At 67.8% G+C, this 689-nt stretch carries 2 protein-coding genes; both read right to left on the bottom strand.

What is annotated here, in order from left to right:
• A partial coding sequence (locus OOZ63_RS28955; RefSeq protein WP_416234806.1) for an ABC transporter permease subunit occupies positions 1-377 on the bottom strand: 377 nt, incomplete at its 3' end.
• Positions 378-399: 22 nt separating this feature from the next.
• A partial coding sequence (locus tag OOZ63_RS28950; RefSeq protein WP_416234805.1) for an ABC transporter permease subunit occupies positions 400-689 on the bottom strand: 290 nt, incomplete at its 5' end.

Genomic DNA, 689 nt, shown 5'->3' with positions numbered 1-689 from the left:
CCGCGCAGCTTCAGCGTCGGCGCTCCCAGCATCACGCCGAAGAAACCGGCCAGCCCCGCGCCCAGCGGGATCACGATCCACAGCGGCGAGTGCAGCCCGTCGGGGAACATGGCCCGGAAGGCTTCGAAGTTCTCGCTCAGGTGCGGACTGGCCAGCAGCGCGAACATATAGGCGCCCACCGCGTAGAAGGCCACATAGCCCAGGTCCAACAGACCCGCGTAGCCCACCACGATGTTCAGCCCCAGCGCCAGCAGCACGTACAGCAGCGCCAGGTCGAGGATGCGCACCGGCCCGTTGCCGAACTGCTGAGCCAGCAGCGGCAGCACCAGCAGGCCCACAGCCGCCAGCAGGAAGACGATGAGTTTGTTCTTTTGCATGTTTGGTTCTCCTTGGGCCCGGTCAGGCTCGATCGGCCACGCGCTCACCCAGCAGGCCCGAGGGGCGCAGGGTCAGCACCAGGATCAGCGCCACGAAGGCGAAGATGTCGGCGTAGTGGCTGCCCAGCACGCCGCCGGTCAGCTCACCCAGATAGCCCGCCCCGATGGCCTCGATCAGGCCCAAGAGCACGCCCCCCACCATGGCGCCTGCCAGGTTGCCGATGCCGCCCAGCACCGCCGCCGTGAAGGCCTTCAGCCCGGGCATGAAGCCCATGGTGTGCTGCACCGTGCCGTAGTTGGCCGCCCACATCA

The organism is Paucibacter sp. PLA-PC-4, from assembly GCF_026241155.1.
GTDB lineage: Bacteria > Pseudomonadota > Gammaproteobacteria > Burkholderiales > Burkholderiaceae_C > Roseateles_E.
The sequence above is the reverse complement of the archived record's forward strand: the minus strand, read 5'-3'. Positions and strand labels throughout refer to the sequence as shown.